The organism is Erythrobacter sp. HL-111, from assembly GCF_900105095.1.
Lineage (GTDB): Bacteria > Pseudomonadota > Alphaproteobacteria > Sphingomonadales > Sphingomonadaceae > Erythrobacter.
Genome location: NZ_LT629743.1, coordinates 3,176,365 through 3,191,868 on the forward strand (window position 1 = coordinate 3,176,365; position 15,504 = coordinate 3,191,868).

Below are 15,504 nucleotides of genomic sequence, written 5' to 3' on the forward strand. Positions count from 1 at the left end.
AGATGAAGGACTGGTACTATGTTTGGTAGAAATGAGATCGCAGGCGATGTCCTGATGGCCCCGCGCGGGTTTAGCCCGGATTATTCACCGGCAGTGGTCTGACGGGTTGGCGGGAGTGGCGTAAGCATTTGCATTGTTGTAGGAATGTGGTTGCTTAAGCCAGACCTGCAACGGGGCAAAATATGCCACAGACCACACCCGCCGGATGCGATGATAGCGCGTCCGTATTTTCGTTTCCAGCAGTGCGCGGCAAGAAGGTCACAGCTGCGTTTGACGGCGGCAGGCTGACCTCGGATGGCGGGGTCCTGGTGCTGGCTCAGGCCGAGCGCATGATGGGGCTCTGCCAGCGGCTTGCGGCGTGTATTGCCGATCCGCGCGATCCTGCTCGGGTGGTTCATCGGCTTGAAGATATCCTGCGCGCGCGGATGTTCGCGATCGCCTGCGGCTATGAGGATGCCGATGATCTCGACGCTCTGCGCGATGATCCGGGCTTCCGCCTTGCGCTGGGCAAGCTGCCGGGATCGGGTGCGGGGTTGGCCAGCCAACCGACGATGAGCCGCTGGGAGAATGCGCCGAGCACGCGCGAGCTGGCAAAGATGCTGGGGATCATGATCGACATCTACTGCGCCAGCTACCCCACTCCGCCGGCGGCGGTGACGCTGGATATCGATGACACCTGCGACGTCGTGCACGGCTATCAGCAACTCTCCTTCTGGAACGGACATCATGGGGAGCGCTGCTTCCTGCCGATCCATGTCTACGACACGGCAACGGGCCGGCCGGTGGCGATGCTGCTGCGCACGGGCAAGACGCCTTCTGGCAAGGAGGCGGCAGGGCATATCCGGCGTCTGGTGCGCCATCTTCGCCGCCACTGGCCTGATACCCACATCACCATCCGCGGTGACGGGCATTATGGACGGCCCGAGGTCATGGCCTTCTGCGAGGCGGCCCATGTCGATTACGTGTTCGGTCTGCCGACCAACGCCGCGCTGCGCGCTGATCCGGTTATCGTCACTGCCGCCGATGCCTGCGCGGTCCGCCGCGCCGAGTGCCAACTCCCGGTCCTGCGCAGCTATGCCGAGACCCGCTACGGCGCGAAGAGCTGGAACCGCCAGCGCCGCGTCGTCGCCAGGATCGAGGCCAGCACGCTGGGCATGGATATCCGCTATGTCGTCACATCGCTAACCCAAGGCTCGGCCGAGCACATCTATGACACGCTCTACTGCGCGCGCGGGCAGGCCGAGAACCTGATCAAGCTGCACAAGACCCAGCTGGCCAGTGACCGCACCTCGTGCCGGTCGGCGAACGCCAACCAGATGCGCCTGATCCTGCACACCGCTGCCTACTGGCTGCTGTGGCGCGTTCAGCAGGCGATCCCAAAGACCACCGCTCTGGCAAAAGCCGAGTTTACGACCCTGCGCCTGCGGCTGCTCAAGGTTGCTGCCCGCGTCATGGAAAGCGCCACCCGCATCCGCGTAGCGTTCGCCTCTGCGTGCCCCGATGCCGATCTGATGCGTGCCATCGTTCTCGCGCTCAAGCCTGCGCCGACGTAGCGGGCGCGGCAGTGCCGCAGAAACCCCGAGCCAAGTCCTTCAACCAGAAAAGCCCATCGATCACAGCGCGGTGAAACAGACGCCAGCGGTGCCGCACGCCCGCTCTACGCCGCCGCACGCAGCAGTGGCGTCAAGCTCGCACCGAGAGGCGCCCAACCGCATCGCCGTGAATAAGAGAGGGGAACGGCTTGCACTATCCATGCTATCAAGGGCAACGAGTTCTTGAATTGTTCATGAGGAATCGACCGTGACAGCATCGCTTGCCTTGCAGCCTGCCTTCCCTGGCCTTTGTCCTGTGACAGAGGCCGTGGAGAAGCTGGCGACAGACGGCGGCATCGAAGAGCGCGGAGCGATCTTCACCAAGCGCGAAGTGGTCGAATTCATCCTCGATCTCACGGGCTACACCGAGGCCGCGCCGCTTACGGCATACCGCCTGCTTGAACCGTCCTTCGGTGATGGCGACTTCCTGCTTCCTGCCATCGACCGCCTGGTTGCCGCCGCTGCGCGTGACGGCAAACTGACCTTCGAAGCGCTTGCCCCCGCGATCCGCGCCGTCGAGTTGCACCGCGCCACCTGTGACGGCACTCGCGCCTTGCTTGCCAAGACGCTCCTACAGCGCGGGCTCAGTCGTCAGGATGCAGCGCGCTTGTGCGATGTCTGGCTGATGCAGGGCGACTTCCTGCTGGCCGACCTGCCCACAGGCTTCACACATGTCGTCGGCAACCCGCCCTATGTTCGGCAGGAGAGCATTCCTGACGTGCTGATGAGCGAGTACAGGAAGCGCTTCAAGACGATCTATGATCGCGCCGACATCTATGTGCCCTTCATCGAGCGCTCGCTGGCATTGCTGGCGAAGGGCGGCAAGCTTGGCTTCATCTGCGCTGACCGCTGGATGAAGAACAAGTATGGCAAGAAGCTCCGCGAGCTGGTCAGCAAGCACTACGCGCTCACGACCTACGTGGACATGTACGGCGTTGATGCCTTCCATGCCGAGGTCAGCGCATACCCTGCCATCACCGTCATCGAAAAGGCGACGGGCGGCTCGACCCGCGTCTTCGCTCGCCCCGCCATCGACTCGAAGACTTTGAAGGCGCTCGCAGCCGATCTCACCGCCGCCAAGCTTCCGAAAAAGACCAAGGTGCGCGAGATCGAGAATGTCACCGCAGGCGGCGAGCCGTGGGTGCTCGACTCCTTCGATGAGCTCGCCCTCGTGCGCCGCATCGAGGCGCGGTTTCCAGCCCTTGAAGATGCGGGCTGCAAAGTCGGCATCGGCGTTGCCACGGGCGCCGACAAGGCCTTCATCGGCGACTTCGGCAATCTTGATGTCGAGCCCTCGCGCAAGCTGCCGCTCGTGATGACGCGCGACATACTCGAAGGGCACGTTGCCTGGCGGGGGAAGGGGATCGTCAATCCGTTCGGCGATGACGGGAAGCTCGTGGATCTCGAGGACTTCCCGAAGCTGCGCGCCTACCTTGAAGAGCGCAAGGAACAGATCGCAGACCGCCACGTCGCCGAAAAGAACCCGCGCGGCTGGTATCGCACCATTGACCGCATCTATCCTGAGCTGACCTACCGCGAGAAGCTGCTTATCCCCGACATCAAGGGTGATGCGTCCATCGTGTACGAAAAGGGCGAGCTCTACCCGCACCACAATCTTTATTTCATCACCTCGGACGAGTGGGACGTGCACGCGCTTCAGGCCGTCATGCGGTCGGGCATCGCCCGCCTTTTCGTGGCGCTTTACTGTACCCGCATGCGGGGCGGGTATCTGCGCTTTCAGGCGCAGTACCTTCGCAAGATCAGGATTCCGAAGTGGTCGGACGTTAGCACCGACTTGCGCCAGCGTCTCGCAAACTACGCCGAGACGAACGACCGCCATGCTCTTAACGAAATTGTATCCGAGCTTTACGGGCTAAGCCCTGCCGAACTGAAACTGATTGAAAGGAATGCCGACGCATGAGTCTTGAACTTGCCAACTACGAAGCCCAGGCGCGCGAAGCCGTCAAACTGTTCTGGGGAAACCGTGAAGCTGCGCTGGCGCGGCAGATCGAGTCAGGAAACCAGGACGCAGGATCGCGCGGGGCTGTCACCGCTGGCAAGAACATGGATGGCTTCCTTGCCATCGCCCAAACGCTGGTCGAGGTCAACGGTCTGGCGCTCGCAGATATCTGCGTTCAGCAGCGCGTTCTGACTCTGCCAGGCTTTTTCAGGCCGACCAAGCTATGGGACATGCTCGTCATGTATCGGGGCGAGCTTGTCGCCGCCCTTGAATTCAAGTCGCAAGTCGGGCCGTCCTTCGGCAACAACTTCAACAACCGCTCCGAGGAAGCCATCGGCACGGCGCACGATCTCTGGACGGCCTACCGCGAAGGGGCGTTTGGCAAGGACGTTCCGCGCCCGTTCCTCGGGTGGGTCATGCTTGTCGAAGACTGCCCGAAGTCAAACACGCCCGTTGCGGACAAGCAGCCGCACTTCCCCGTTGATCCCGCCTTCAAGCGCGCATCCTACGCGCAGCGATACGACATTCTCTGCAAGCGTCTTGTCCAAGAAGGGCTCTATAACAGCGCGGCGTTTCTGGCTTCGCCGCGCGAGGCTTCAAAAGATGGCAGCTATCGGCACTTGAGCGAGCTGACGTCATTGAAGACGTTCGTGACAGACTTTGCAGGGCATATCGCGGCTGTGGCGGCAAGATAGGTGTCATTAATGCTTGATCGTATTCAGCTTCTAACCTCTCTTATTCACGGCGATGCGGTTGGGCGCCTCTCGGTGCGAGCTTGACGCCACTGCTGCGTGCGGCGGCGTAGAGCGGGCGTGCGGCACCGCTGGCGTCTGTTTCACCGCGCTGTGATCGATGGGCTTTTCTGGTTGAAGGACTTGGCTCGGGGTTTCTGCGGCACTGCCGCGCCCGCTACGTCGGCGCAGGCTTGAGCGCGAGAACGATGGCACGCATCAGATCGGCATCGGGGCACGCAGAGGCGAACGCTACGCGGATGCGGGTGGCGCTTTCCATGACGCGGGCAGCAACCTTGAGCAGCCGCAGGCGCAGGGTCGTAAACTCGGCTTTTGCCAGAGCGGTGGTCTTTGGGATCGCCTGCTGAACGCGCCACAGCAGCCAGTAGGCAGCGGTGTGCAGGATCAGGCGCATCTGGTTGGCGTTCGCCGACCGGCACGAGGTGCGGTCACTGGCCAGCTGGGTCTTGTGCAGCTTGATCAAGTTCTCGGCCTGCCCGCGCGCACAGTAGAGCGTGTCATAGATGTATTCAGCCGAGCCTTGGGTTAGCGATGTGACGACATAGCGGATATCCATGCCCAGCGTGCTGGCCTCGATCCTGGCGACGACGCGGCGCTGGCGGTTCCAGCTCTTCGCGCCGTAGCGGGTCTCGGCATAGCTGCGCAGGACCGGGAGTTGGCACTCGGCGCGGCGGACCGCGCAGGCATCGGCGGCAGTGACGATAACCGGATCAGCGCGCAGCGCGGCGTTGGTCGGCAGACCGAACACGTAATCGACATGGGCCGCCTCGCAGAAGGCCATGACCTCGGGCCGTCCATAATGCCCGTCACCGCGGATGGTGATGTGGGTATCAGGCCAGTGGCGGCGAAGATGGCGCACCAGACGCCGGATATGCCCTGCCGCCTCCTTGCCAGAAGGCGTCTTGCCCGTGCGCAGCAGCATCGCCACCGGCCGGCCCGTTGCCGTGTCGTAGACATGGATCGGCAGGAAGCAGCGCTCCCCATGATGTCCGTTCCAGAAGGAGAGTTGCTGATAGCCGTGCACGACGTCGCAGGTGTCATCGATATCCAGCGTCACCGCCGCCGGCGGAGTGGGGTAGCTGGCGCAGTAGATGTCGATCATGATCCCCAGCATCTTTGCCAGCTCGCGCGTGCTCGGCGCATTCTCCCAGCGGCTCATCGTCGGTTGGCTGGCCAACCCCGCACCCGATCCCGGCAGCTTGCCCAGCGCAAGGCGGAAGCCCGGATCATCGCGCAGAGCGTCGAGATCATCGGCATCCTCATAGCCGCAGGCGATCGCGAACATCCGCGCGCGCAGGATATCTTCAAGCCGATGAACCACCCGAGCAGGATCGCGCGGATCGGCAATACACGCCGCAAGCCGCTGGCAGAGCCCCATCATGCGCTCGGCCTGAGCCAGCACCAGCACCCCGCCATCCGAGGTCAGCCTGCCGCCGTCAAACGCAGCTGTGACCTTCTTGCCGCGCACTGCTGGAAACGAAAATACGGACGCGCTATCATCGCATCCGGCGGGTGTGGTCTGTGGCATATTTTGCCCCGTTGCAGGTCTGGCTTAAGCAACCACATTCCTACAACAATGCAAATGCTTACGCCACTCCCGCCAACCCGTCAGACCACTGCCGGTGAATAATCCGGGTTAAGGCTCCTTGGTATTACCGTCGATCTGTTCCCTTGTGACACCGACTCCATACAACGAGCATGGCTGATATCAGCCATTCAAATACGCTTCGATCTGCTGCGCTCTCGTGTTTGCGGCGGCCAGGATTGCCTCTGCCATAACGGCTGGCACGCGGGCGTCCAGTTGATCTGTCAAGGCTTCTGAGGCGCGTGGAAGCTCGCTCACGATCTCCCCCATCACCTCATGCAGCGCGTCGATCGGGAAGCCTGCAAGCTTCGCCGTCTGCTCAAAATGGCGCGGCGCAATTTCCGTCACCTTATACCGTCGCTTGTCGCCAATCGCCATCGCAAGCCGGAACGCGTTGCGGGGTATCTGGCGGCGGTCATGCTGCCACTGGGTGGACAGAATGTCGTAGAGCGGTGTCAGCTGGAAGCGCCCCTGCGGTTCCAGAGACAGGGAAAAATTCTTTGCGTGGCCGTCGGTCGCGCCGATCAGCCAGAAGACGATCTGCGCCTTCATGAACGCGCGTCGGTCGGCGTCCGGGTGATCGCTCGATTTCAGGAGGTCAAGGCAGTCTCCGATGCCGGGGCCGCCATGGCTCTCATACTTGCCGGTCGGCAGGATGCCGAGCGCCTGGCACATATCTTCCTGGGGGAGCCGCAGGAGACGGCCTTTGCTGTCGAGGCGGCGATCAAACCGCTCAATGCTGAGAACGAGAAGATCATCGTCAAGGTCCAGGATTTCGGTCGGGGCCACGTCCAGCCCAAGAGCACGGCAAAGCGCCATGCAGACATGCTCGTTCTGAACGCTGTCGGTGAGGTCCACCTCACCATCGGGAGTTTGGACCATCCCGATCTGGGGCTTCAGGATATGGGTGGTCGGGGTGGTGCCGATCGGAACCAGCCACGTGCCTTTGTGATAAAGAAGGGCGGTTTTGTCCTGCGCGCCCGCTAGGGAAATGCGGAACGCATCATCGCCGCCGCGCATGCCCAGCGGCGCGACGCTGAGCGAGCGAATGCGCTCGGCGATTGCCTCTGTGGTTATGGGCTCGCCTTCCGGCGGGCCGGGCGGTGCGGGCGGCATGTCTTCCGGGAGAAACTGAAGCGCGCCGACGCAATCGCGGCCAAGCGCGGCGAGCATCGAAAAAGCATCTGTCCCGTCTGCGCCCACTCTGGCCGCGATCCGTGCCCGGATGCGATCATCGTCGGGAAGCAAATTGTCGAAGACCGCCCTAACGGCGAGGCCGGTAAAGGGCCGGTCCACGAGCGGCATAGAGCGCGAGACCGGGATCGCATATTCCCAATCGAGCCAGTTCTGGGCGTAATCGAAGCGCGTCGCGCCATCGGCGGCGCGCGCAAGCCTGCCTACAACGCGCCCGTTCAGCGCGACGGTGAGCACGCCGGATTTGCGTTTCCGGCCCATCAGAACAATTCCTCAAAGCTTGGCGATATCTTGCCGTCGCGCGGGCTGAGCGCCACCTCAAGGCCAAGGGCGGCCATAATGTCGAAGATGACTTGAAGCTCGGAGCGCGGCTTGCCGCCCTCAACGGCTGAAATCGTCTGCTGGCGCAGTCCGGCTTTTTCGGCGAGCTGTGTCTGGGTCAGGCCCTGACGCTTTCGCTCCCGTTGAAGCGCTGCGCCGAGCTGTTGTGGATCGCGTATCGGCATGGTGTTCCTCCATCGTTGAATATACGCGATCGCGGATAAAAATTCAATATCCGCGTTCGATGATAAAATTACTTTATCCGCGAGCGCGAATGAGGGGCGTGTGCCCCTCACACGCCATCGGCGATGTAACTCCTGCCATCAATCTCGACCGGGGTGATATCACCGCCCAGCACCATGTCGCGGGCGAAGGCTTCGGTGTCGAAGTAATAGCGCAGGTTCTCGGGCATCTGGTCGAGCATGCCGGTGCTCTCGATCAGTTCCTCGGCGTACTGGATCGCGGTTCCCTCGAAGAGATGCAAATCGTCGATCCGATCGAGGGCGTCCTCGACGCTGTATCCGAAGTGCTCGATCAGGATGATGAGCTTCACGGCCTCGTCGTCATCCATGTCCTCGAAGCGCTCGAACCAGTCTTTCAGATTTGCCTGATTGACCCCGATCGCGTCGAAGAGCCGGTAGCTGTCGCCGTCGATGAACTGGATTTCGTATTCCTCGACCGGATCGCCGTACTCGTTGCGGTGCACAGCGGCGCGGGCCTGATATTCCTCATAGGTGTCGAAGTAAAAGCCGGTGGCGGAAATGTCATAGGGTGTCGCGTGGTAGCGGTTGCTCATTGAAGCGGCCCCCAAAATGACCGGACAGGACCTCACACTTATGTAAGAGTGAGGCATATGACCGACAGTAATCCCAGGAACTATGTGCATGCGGAGGTTCTCGGAGGGGTTCAGCGCCGTAGGCGCTGGACCCCGGAAGAGAAGCTCCGCATGGTCGAAGAGACCTTCCTGCCCGGCAACAGCGTGTCGCTTGTGGCGCGCATGCACGGGGTCGCGCCGAACCAGCTTTTTGGCTGGCGCCGGCAGGCGGCAAGCGGCGCCCTGTCCGCCACCCGCGCTGGCGGCGAGGTGGTTCCGGCGAGCGAGTATCGCGCGCTGGAGAACCAGGTGCGCGAGCTGCAGCGCATGCTCGGTAAGAAGACCATGGAGAACGAGATCCTGCGCGAGGCGATCTCGCGCGTGGCCGGACCCAAAAAAACAGCGTTGCGCACGCTCTCGTTGCCGGAGGGCGACCTGTGAGCGCGGTTGCGAGAGCGCTTGGCGTCTCCCGGCAGCATCTCTCGTCAGCCAGACGCAAGGCTCCTGCACGCCGCCGCGGCCGGCCTCCACTGCCTGAGGAGGAGCTCGTCGCGCGTATCCAGGCCCTGATCGCCGAACTGCCGACCTATGGCTACCGCCGGATCCATGCGCTCCTGCGGCGGCAGGCGCGCAATGGCGGGCCATCTGCGCCCAATGCCAAGCGGGTCTACCGAGTGATGAAGGTGCATGGCCTGCTGCTCCAGCGCCATAGCGGAAAGGGTGACGAGCGCCGCCACGATGGGCGGGTCGCGGTCGATACCCGCAACACCCGCTGGTGCTCCGACGGCTTCGAGATCGGCTGCGATAACGGCGAGAAGGTGCGGGTCGCCTTCTCGCTCGACTGCTGCGATCGCGAGGCGATGGGCTTTGTTGCCACCACCGCAGGCATATCCGCCGAGGACGTGCGCGATCTCATGACCGCCACCGTCGAGCACCGCTTCGGCCGCGTGAACAGGCTCCCTACTACCATCGAATGGCTGACCGATAACGGCAGTTGCTACACCGCCAGGGAGACCCGTCGCTTCGCCCGCGAGATCAACCTCAGGCCGCGCACGACACCCATCGAAAGCCCGCAGTCCAACGGCATGGCCGAAGCGTTCGTGCGCACCATGAAGCGCGACTACGTCCGCGTCGCCGAAAAGCCCAACGCCAGAGCCGTGATCAACCAGCTGCCCAGCTGGTTCCACCACTACAACACCGTCCACCCGCATCGCGCACTTGGCTACCTCGCCCCGCGAGAATACATCACCCAATCAACCAGTGAGGAACTGTCCGGGAATTAACCCGGATTATTCACCGGCAGTGGTCTGACGGGTTGGCGGGAGTGGCGTAAGCATTTGCATTGTTGTAGGAATGTGGTTGCTTAAGCCAGACCTGCAACGGGGCAAAATATGCCACAGACCACACCCGCCGGATGCGATGATAGCGCGTCCGTATTTTCGTTTCCAGCAGTGCGCGGCAAGAAGGTCACAGCTGCGTTTGACGGCGGCAGGCTGACCTCGGATGGCGGGGTCCTGGTGCTGGCTCAGGCCGAGCGCATGATGGGGCTCTGCCAGCGGCTTGCGGCGTGTATTGCCGATCCGCGCGATCCTGCTCGGGTGGTTCATCGGCTTGAAGATATCCTGCGCGCGCGGATGTTCGCGATCGCCTGCGGCTATGAGGATGCCGATGATCTCGACGCTCTGCGCGATGATCCGGGCTTCCGCCTTGCGCTGGGCAAGCTGCCGGGATCGGGTGCGGGGTTGGCCAGCCAACCGACGATGAGCCGCTGGGAGAATGCGCCGAGCACGCGCGAGCTGGCAAAGATGCTGGGGATCATGATCGACATCTACTGCGCCAGCTACCCCACTCCGCCGGCGGCGGTGACGCTGGATATCGATGACACCTGCGACGTCGTGCACGGCTATCAGCAACTCTCCTTCTGGAACGGACATCATGGGGAGCGCTGCTTCCTGCCGATCCATGTCTACGACACGGCAACGGGCCGGCCGGTGGCGATGCTGCTGCGCACGGGCAAGACGCCTTCTGGCAAGGAGGCGGCAGGGCATATCCGGCGTCTGGTGCCCATCTTCGCCGCCACTGGCCTGATACCCACATCACCATCCGCGGTGACGGGCATTATGGACGGCCCGAGGTCATGGCCTTCTGCGAGGCGGCCCATGTCGATTACGTGTTCGGTCTGCCGACCAACGCCGCGCTGCGCGCTGATCCGGTTATCGTCACTGCCGCCGATGCCTGCGCGGTCCGCCGCGCCGAGTGCCAACTCCCGGTCCTGCGCAGCTATGCCGAGACCCGCTACGGCGCGAAGAGCTGGAACCGCCAGCGCCGCGTCGTCGCCAGGATCGAGGCCAGCACGCTGGGAATGGATATCCGCTACGTCGTCACATCGCTCACCGAAAGCTCGGCGAGCACATCTATGACACGCCTCTACTGCGCGCGCGGGCAGGCCGAGAAACCTGATCAAGCTGCACAAGACCCAGCTGGCCAGTGACCGCACCTCGTGCCGGTCGGCGAACGCCAACCAGATGCGCCTGATCCTGCACACCGCTGCCTACTGGCTGCTGTGGCGCGTTCAGCAGGCGATCCCAAAGACCACCGCTCTGGCAAAAGCCGAGTTTACGACCCTGCGCCTGCGGCTGCTCAAGGTTGCTGCCCGCGTCATGGAAAGCGCCACCCGAATCCGCGTAGCGTTCGCCTCTGCGTGCCCCGATGCCGATCTGATGCGTGCCATCGTTCTCGCGCTCAAGCCTGCGCCGACGTAGCGGGCGCGGCAGTGCCGCAGAAACCCCGAGCCAAGTCCTTCAACCAGAAAAGCCCATCGATCACAGCGCGGTGAAACAGACGCCAGCGGTGCCGCACGCCCGCTCTACGCCGCCGCACGCAGCAGTGGCGTCAAGCTCGCGCCGAGAGGCGCCCAACCGCATCGCCGTGAATAAGAGAGGCTAGCTGTCGGTGAAGGCGCAGCCCTCAAGGTCGCGCCCGCCGATCTTGGCGGTGGCGGTGAAGGGATAGGTCCGGTCGGTCATCCCGTCGCTGCATTCGCCGGGGGTGATCGTCACGACGACGCCCTCCCCGCTGGCGAGCGTGCCGGTGAAGCCCAGTCCGTTGTTCCCGGCAAAGCGGGCAGCCTTGAAGCGGGTCCCGTCGATGTTCTCGGGCGTGGAATAGGCCGCCACGCCTGCCGCCTGGTCGATCGTCATGCCCCAGAAAGGCTCGTTCCCGGTCACCTCGATCACCTCGTCCTCGGCGATCCCGGAAAAAGGCTCGGTATCGCGCCGATCGCATCGCCCTCCTCCCCCGCGCAGGCGGCGAGCACGAGGCAGGCGGCGAGAACCGCGCTGGCAGGACGGGTGGGTGATGACGGCATCGGCTTTCCTCTCCTTCGCGCCAGGGCCTTCCGTGAGCGGCCTTCGGGCCAGGTTGCGCCGGATCGACCGCTCTAATTTCCTGTTTTGCCGCGATTTACCATGTCACGCAGCGCATCGGGAATCGCTCTAATGCCTTGCCCTTTCATATGCAAAAGGCGGACCCCGTCGAGGCCCGCCTTTCTTTGGATATTGCCGATGAACCGGGGCTTATTCGGGCATCAGCACCGTGTCGATGACGTGGATGACGCCGTTCGAGGCCTCCACGTCGGTCGCGGTCACGGTCGCCATGTTGCCCGCCGCGTCGGTCAGCATGACCTGCCCTCGACCAGCGTCGCGGTGAGAGTCGGGCCGCCGACGGTTTCGAGCTCGAGGCCTTCCTCGCCCGCGGCTTCGATCGCCTCGGTCACGGCGGCGGCATCCATCAGGCTTCGACCACGTGGTAGGTCAGGATCGATTCCAGGCGATCCGTCTCGTCGGTGGTGAGCGTCTCGACGTGCCTTCGGGCAGCTTGCCGAAGGCTTCGTCGGTCGGCGCGAAGACGGTGAAGGGACCATCGCCGCTCAGCGTGTCGCCAGTTCGGCGGCGTTGATCGCGGCGACCAGCGTGGTGAAGCTCCCGTCGTCCGCCGCGACCTCGACGATGTTGCCGGGCGCGGTCGCCTCTTCGGCCATCGAGGTTTCATCGGCCATCATGTCATCGTTTTCGGCGGGTTCCTCGGCGCAGGCCGACAGGCCGAGCGCGACGGCGGAAGCAATGGTGATCGTGAGCTTTTTCATCGGGTAGGCTCCTCAAGAATTGCAGTGACGGATGCGCGTTTCGCGGCGCGCGGTGAGTGGTCGGGCCGGTTTGCGTCATCCAACCCCCCTCCCCTCGCCAATGCTCGAAGCCGTGCAGGCGTTCCATTTTTCTGCCACAATTTTGCCGCCCGGCCTGCCCGGCGCCCGCGCGACGCGGAACCCGCAGGGGCGCGCGCGGTTGCCAGCGACATGGACTGGACCCGACCCGAGAGCGCGCGCTCGATCGCCTTGCCCGCTTCCTTCCCCGCGCAGGCAGCGACTATGCCGAAAGCCGCGGCTATGACGACGGGCCGGTCAGCGATGCGCCGGGCGAACGCGGCCGCTCCAACGTCTCGCAATTATCGCCCTGGCTTCACGCCGGGCTGATCGGCGAGGCCGAGGTGATCGAGGCCGCGCTGCGCCAGCACAGCCCGCGCGAGGCGGAGAGCTTCATTTCCGAGGTGTTCTGGCGGGTCTATTTCAAGGGCTGGCTGGAACAGCGCCCCTCGGTCTGGGAAAGCTACAGGGAAGCGCGCGAGGCGGCCATTTCGCGGCTCGAAGGCAATGCCGGGCGACGCACCGCCTATCATGAGGCCACCGCGGGCCGCACCGGCATCCCGGCCTTCGACACCTGGGCGCACGAGCTGGTCGAGCACGGCTATCTCCACAACCACGCGCGGATGTGGTTTGCGAGCATCTGGATCTTCACTTTCGAGCTCGACTGGGAACTGGGCGCGGATTTCTTCCTGCGGCACCTGCGCGATGGCGATCCGCCTCCAACACCCTGTCCTGGCGCTGGGTCGGGCGGCTGCACACGGCGGGCAAGACCTATCTCGCGCGGGCCGACAACATCGCGCGCTACAACCGCGCACCGGCCGGGCGGGCCGCTCGCCGCGGAGGGCCTCGCCGGGGACGCGCCGCCGCTTCGCGAGGAGCGCGAACACGCGCGGCGCGCGCTCGACCTGCCCGGTCCGGTCAGCCCGCAAGCGCTTGCCGAGCCCTACGCGCTCATCCTCCACGACGAGGCGGCGAGCCACGTCCCGATCGCCCTGCCGGCCCGCCCGGCGCTGGTGATCGGCGCGGCGCGGCCCGAGGCGCGCTCCCCGCGCGAGGTGGGCGAGCCCGCGGCGCAATTCGCGCGCGGCGCGGTGGAAAGCGGGATGGCGCAAGCGGCCCGCGCCTTCGGCTGCGGGTCCTGCCGGTGGGAGGAAGGGGACGACCTTCGCGCGATCCTGGCGGACGCCGGGATCGAGCGGGTCGCCTGCCCCTATCTCCCGATCGGCTGGACGCACGACGCGCTGATGCCGGCTCTCGCCCCGCTGGCGGAGGATGGGCGCGCCGCCTTCCTGCTGGGCGATCTCGCGCGGGCGACCTGGCCGCACGCGCGCGCCGGATTCTTCCGGGTGAAGAAGGAGATCGAAGCGATCCTCGGCGAGCTCGGCATCACCGGCGCGAACCCGCCCGGCGACCTGCCGGGCTGACCCCGGCGCTCCTGCCCTCCTCGCCCGCGCGGCCGCCGGATCATCCTTGCCGGGCAGCGCTGCGGGCCGAGGCCAAGATCGGGCACGCCCAAGCCGACGTCGAGCCCGCTGCACACCCGCCCACGCCGGTCGCGCCGGACGCCGGGCACCCGTCAGGCCTTTACAGCACCTTGTCGGGGCGCGCTGCGTGCTTGTCCTTTTCGCCCTTGCCGAAATGGCGTTCGAGCCGTTGGGCGAGCGTCGTGGCGGCCTTGCGCGCGGCGTCGTCGACCTTGTCCGCCTCGCCGTCACGCCGATCGGCTTGCCGCCGCGCGGGCGGCCTCGATCGTGCAATGCTTGTCGGCCGCGCCGTGCTTGGCGCCGTTGTCGTCGGCCACATGGACCTCCACCCGCGTCAGCCGTTCCTCAAAACGGGCGAGCTTCTGCCGCACCGCCGCCTCGATCCGTTCGGCGACGTTTTCGGTCCCCATGACGGAACTGTTGGTGTTGAACTGGAACTGCATCGCTAGGTGCCTCCTTGCTTGTGTTGTAATCGCCCACGTATCGGACGAGGGGCCTTTCCTGCAAGCCAGGGAATGAACCGGCGATTGCGACAGGGCCGGGGCCACGCACGGTGCGCCCCATGCGATCGAAATGCCGATCGGCGTGCGATCGGCGTGCGATCAGTCCGCGGAGGACGCCTCGGCCGCCTCGGCCGCCTCGGTCGCCTCGGCCTCGCGCCGGGCGGCGCGTTCGGCATCGGCCTTTTCGCGTTCCACGGCGGTCTTGCGCGCCTGTTCGGCGAGCCCGCGCCAGGTCTTTTCCGAACGCAGTTCGCGTTCGCGCACGTTTTCGAGCTTCGCCTGCTTGGCGGCCTTGGCCGCTTCGTTGGCGCGTTCGGTGTAGAATTCGTAGGTCTGGGCCATCGGGGGCCTCCTCGTGTGGGGGTTGGTCGCGGCGGGACAGGCGCGCGGGGAACGTTGGCCGCCCCGCGCTCCGTCCGTCCGGCGTCAGTCCGCCGCGACGAGGTTGATCGCGCTTTCCTTGCCGTTGCGGCCGGTTTCGACCTCGTAGTTGAGGCGCTGGTCGCGATCGAGCGTCTGCATCCCGGCGGCATGGACCGCGGTGATGTGGACGAAGCTGTCGGCGGAACCGTCATCGGGCTGGATGAAGCCGTAGCCCTTGTCGGTGTTGAAGAATTTCACGGCCGGTCTTGGCCATAAGTCGTTCCTTTCAAGAACGTTGGGTTTGCCGGGGAGCGACATGCCCCCGGCTCGTGCGTCAAATCGTTCAGGGGAAAGGAAGTCGTCGTCTGGTTTACGCCGGGGGCCGGTTCCGCGTCGGAACGCGGGGCCAGGCGGCGAGTCAAAATACGAAGTCCGTCGCAAATTCCGACGTCAGCAAGGGCCTTGTAGCACGGCTTGCGGGATTCTCCTAATCGTGGGGTTAAGTGGCTCTTTGCGCAGGGTTTTATGTTTGCGGAGGTCTTTTGTTTGCGCAGAGTCTCTTGTTTGAGCAGCCCGTCCGGGCTGCGATATCCTCGCGCCTTCGGCGCTGCGGGCGGGCGGTCGCCCTTGCGGCGGCTGCGCCGCCGGAACAGTTCTGCCTTCGCGCGTTCGTGCAAAAGCCATTGGCGCGAGGCCTCGCATGGTTGCGCGGGAACCGGTCGCGCAGCGACCGCG

17 protein-coding genes and 1 pseudogene are annotated in these 15,504 nt (G+C 64.5%); 6 read left to right on the forward strand and 12 right to left on the reverse strand.

The window, feature by feature from the left end:
• Positions 1-182 precede the first annotated feature (182 nt).
• The 3 genes from BLU08_RS14920 (at position 183) to BLU08_RS14930 (ending at position 4,247) form a co-directional block, all read left to right on the forward strand.
• Positions 183-1,553, forward strand: coding sequence for an IS1380 family transposase (locus tag BLU08_RS14920; protein WP_090200781.1), 1,371 nt, complete (start codon positions 183-185; stop codon positions 1,551-1,553).
• Between the two features lie 247 nt (positions 1,554-1,800).
• Positions 1,801-3,513: an Eco57I restriction-modification methylase domain-containing protein gene (locus BLU08_RS14925; protein ID WP_172801049.1), complete on the forward strand. Its 1,713-nt coding sequence runs from the start codon at positions 1,801-1,803 to the stop codon at positions 3,511-3,513.
• Positions 3,510-4,247, forward strand: coding sequence for a PaeR7I family type II restriction endonuclease (locus BLU08_RS14930; RefSeq protein ID WP_090193765.1), 738 nt, complete (start codon positions 3,510-3,512; stop codon positions 4,245-4,247). Before BLU08_RS14925 ends, BLU08_RS14930 begins: the two co-directional genes overlap by 4 nt.
• Before the next feature lie 214 nt (positions 4,248-4,461).
• On the opposite strand, the gene BLU08_RS14935 is transcribed toward BLU08_RS14930, so the two are convergent.
• The 4 genes from BLU08_RS14935 to BLU08_RS14950 form a co-directional block, all read right to left on the reverse strand.
• Entirely contained in the window at positions 4,462-5,832 is a 1,371-nt protein-coding gene (locus tag BLU08_RS14935) for an IS1380 family transposase (RefSeq protein WP_090193770.1), read from the reverse strand.
• Between the two features lie 180 nt (positions 5,833-6,012).
• Entirely contained in the window at positions 6,013-7,344 is a 1,332-nt protein-coding gene (locus BLU08_RS14940; RefSeq protein WP_090193773.1) for a type II toxin-antitoxin system HipA family toxin, read from the reverse strand.
• Complete coding sequence (locus BLU08_RS14945; protein WP_090193775.1) at positions 7,344-7,589, reverse strand: helix-turn-helix domain-containing protein; 246 nt, start codon at positions 7,587-7,589, stop codon at positions 7,344-7,346. The genes BLU08_RS14940 and BLU08_RS14945 overlap by 1 nt, the downstream gene beginning before the upstream one ends.
• Positions 7,590-7,696: 107 nt before the next feature.
• Complete coding sequence (locus tag BLU08_RS14950; protein ID WP_090193777.1) at positions 7,697-8,200, reverse strand: antirestriction protein ArdA; 504 nt, start codon at positions 8,198-8,200, stop codon at positions 7,697-7,699.
• Between the two features lie 57 nt (positions 8,201-8,257).
• Between BLU08_RS14950 and BLU08_RS14955 the strand changes: the two genes are divergently transcribed.
• Positions 8,258-9,501, forward strand: a protein-coding gene (locus BLU08_RS14955) for an IS3 family transposase (RefSeq protein WP_090193779.1) whose coding sequence is annotated in 2 segments (ribosomal slippage) — positions 8,258-8,596 and positions 8,599-9,501 — 1,242 coding nt in all. Because the reading frame shifts where the segments join, the coding sequence is not laid out codon by codon here.
• A 108-nt stretch (positions 9,502-9,609) separates the two neighbouring features.
• Positions 9,610-10,980 (forward strand): annotated as a pseudogene (locus BLU08_RS14960) (IS1380 family transposase).
• A gap of 180 nt (positions 10,981-11,160) precedes the next feature.
• On the opposite strand, the gene BLU08_RS14965 reads toward BLU08_RS14960, so the two are convergent.
• From BLU08_RS14965 to BLU08_RS15555, 5 genes are all read right to left on the reverse strand, one after another.
• A complete protein-coding gene (locus tag BLU08_RS14965) occupies positions 11,161-11,454 on the reverse strand; it encodes a COG3650 family protein (RefSeq protein WP_233996017.1) in 294 nt (97 codons plus the stop codon).
• On the reverse strand, positions 11,451-11,585 hold the full coding sequence (locus BLU08_RS15585; RefSeq protein ID WP_255361265.1) for a hypothetical protein: 135 nt from the start codon (positions 11,583-11,585) through the stop codon (positions 11,451-11,453). Before BLU08_RS15585 ends, BLU08_RS14965 begins: the two co-directional genes overlap by 4 nt.
• A 208-nt stretch (positions 11,586-11,793) precedes the next feature.
• The gene (locus BLU08_RS15545) at positions 11,794-11,898 is read right to left on the reverse strand and encodes a fasciclin domain-containing protein (RefSeq protein WP_090200787.1); all 105 of its coding nucleotides are present in this window, start codon (positions 11,896-11,898) and stop codon (positions 11,794-11,796) included.
• Between the two features lie 132 nt (positions 11,899-12,030).
• Positions 12,031-12,150, reverse strand: coding sequence for a fasciclin domain-containing protein (locus tag BLU08_RS15550; protein ID WP_233996168.1), 120 nt, complete (start codon positions 12,148-12,150; stop codon positions 12,031-12,033).
• Positions 12,147-12,362, reverse strand: a complete 216-nt coding sequence (locus tag BLU08_RS15555) for a hypothetical protein (protein WP_233996018.1) — start codon at positions 12,360-12,362, stop codon at positions 12,147-12,149. The genes BLU08_RS15550 and BLU08_RS15555 overlap by 4 nt, the downstream gene beginning before the upstream one ends.
• Before the next feature lie 401 nt (positions 12,363-12,763).
• Between BLU08_RS15555 and BLU08_RS14980 the strand changes: the two genes are divergently transcribed.
• The gene (locus BLU08_RS14980; RefSeq protein WP_233996019.1) at positions 12,764-13,843 is read left to right on the forward strand and encodes an FAD-binding domain-containing protein; all 1,080 of its coding nucleotides are present in this window, start codon (positions 12,764-12,766) and stop codon (positions 13,841-13,843) included.
• 287 nt (positions 13,844-14,130) lie between these two features.
• On the opposite strand, the gene BLU08_RS15560 is transcribed toward BLU08_RS14980, so the two are convergent.
• The 3 genes from BLU08_RS15560 to BLU08_RS14995 all read right to left on the reverse strand — a co-directional run bounded on the left by BLU08_RS15560 (position 14,131) and on the right by BLU08_RS14995 (position 15,087).
• Complete coding sequence (locus tag BLU08_RS15560; protein WP_233996020.1) at positions 14,131-14,346, reverse strand: GPW/gp25 family protein; 216 nt, start codon at positions 14,344-14,346, stop codon at positions 14,131-14,133.
• Between the two features lie 159 nt (positions 14,347-14,505).
• Positions 14,506-14,748 carry a hypothetical protein gene (locus tag BLU08_RS14990; RefSeq protein ID WP_090197702.1) on the reverse strand — a complete coding sequence of 81 codons (243 nt, stop codon included), beginning with the start codon at positions 14,746-14,748 and terminating at the stop codon, positions 14,506-14,508.
• A gap of 84 nt (positions 14,749-14,832) precedes the next feature.
• Positions 14,833-15,087 carry a cold-shock protein gene (locus BLU08_RS14995; RefSeq protein WP_090200789.1) on the reverse strand — a complete coding sequence of 85 codons (255 nt, stop codon included), beginning with the start codon at positions 15,085-15,087 and terminating at the stop codon, positions 14,833-14,835.
• Positions 15,088-15,504: the final 417 nt, after the last annotated feature.

Bases quoted from the DNA above. Each gene is read 5' to 3' on its own strand.
- BLU08_RS14920 (WP_090200781.1), top strand. From the start codon at position 183: ATGCCACAGACCACACCCGCCGGATGCGATGATAGCGCGTCCGTATTT.
- BLU08_RS14930 (WP_090193765.1), top strand. From the start codon at position 3,510: ATGAGTCTTGAACTTGCCAACTACGAAGCCCAGGCGCGCGAAGCCGTC.
- BLU08_RS14935 (WP_090193770.1), bottom strand. From the start codon at position 5,832: ATGCCACAGACCACACCCGCCGGATGCGATGATAGCGCGTCCGTATTT.
- BLU08_RS14940 (WP_090193773.1), bottom strand. From the start codon at position 7,344: ATGGGCCGGAAACGCAAATCCGGCGTGCTCACCGTCGCGCTGAACGGG.
- BLU08_RS14945 (WP_090193775.1), bottom strand. From the start codon at position 7,589: ATGCCGATACGCGATCCACAACAGCTCGGCGCAGCGCTTCAACGGGAG.
- BLU08_RS14950 (WP_090193777.1), bottom strand. From the start codon at position 8,200: ATGAGCAACCGCTACCACGCGACACCCTATGACATTTCCGCCACCGGC.
- BLU08_RS15585 (WP_255361265.1), bottom strand. From the start codon at position 11,585: ATGCCGTCATCACCCACCCGTCCTGCCAGCGCGGTTCTCGCCGCCTGC.
- BLU08_RS15545 (WP_090200787.1), bottom strand. From the start codon at position 11,898: ATGCTGACCGACGCGGCGGGCAACATGGCGACCGTGACCGCGACCGAC.
- BLU08_RS15555 (WP_233996018.1), bottom strand. From the start codon at position 12,362: ATGAAAAAGCTCACGATCACCATTGCTTCCGCCGTCGCGCTCGGCCTG.
- BLU08_RS15560 (WP_233996020.1), bottom strand. From the start codon at position 14,346: ATGCAGTTCCAGTTCAACACCAACAGTTCCGTCATGGGGACCGAAAAC.
- BLU08_RS14990 (WP_090197702.1), bottom strand. From the start codon at position 14,748: ATGGCCCAGACCTACGAATTCTACACCGAACGCGCCAACGAAGCGGCC.
- BLU08_RS14995 (WP_090200789.1), bottom strand. From the start codon at position 15,087: ATGTCGCTCCCCGGCAAACCCAACGTTCTTGAAAGGAACGACTTATGG.